This is a genomic window from Bradyrhizobium sp. Kon69 (genome assembly GCF_055807515.1).
The window spans coordinates 1-391 of sequence record NZ_JBVVOS010000141.1 but is presented as its reverse complement, the minus strand read 5'-3'; the positions used below and the strand labels follow the sequence as shown (position 1 = coordinate 391).

At 62.4% G+C, this 391-nt stretch carries 1 protein-coding gene; it reads right to left on the bottom strand.

The annotated features are described in order from the left end of the window. Positions 1-391, bottom strand: a 391-nt coding sequence (locus AC0L3U_RS38590; RefSeq protein WP_473364990.1) for an AMP-binding protein, incomplete at both ends; no start/stop codon positions are given.

The following is a 391-nucleotide window of genomic DNA, read 5'->3' as shown; positions in this document are numbered from 1 at the left end:
GGCACAACCTGGCTTGATGCGCTGGGCGCTGGCCAGCGGGCTGAGCATGATGCCGCCGGTTTCGGTCTGCCACCAGGTATCGACAATCGGGCAGCGCTGTTCGCCGACGGCATTGAAGTACCAGTCCCACGCCTCTGGGTTGATCGGCTCACCGACACTGCCCAGCAGGCGCAGGCTGGCACGGGAAGAGCTCTGCAGCGGGCCGCTGCCTTCACGCATCAATGCGCGCAATGCGGTCGGCGCGGTGTAGAAAATATTCACCTGATGTTTATCGATGACCTGCCAGAAGCGCGAGCTGTCCGGGTAACTCGGTACGCCCTCGAACATCAATGAAGTCGCCCCATTGGCCAGCGGGCCATAAACGATGTAGCTGTGGCCGGTGACCCAACCC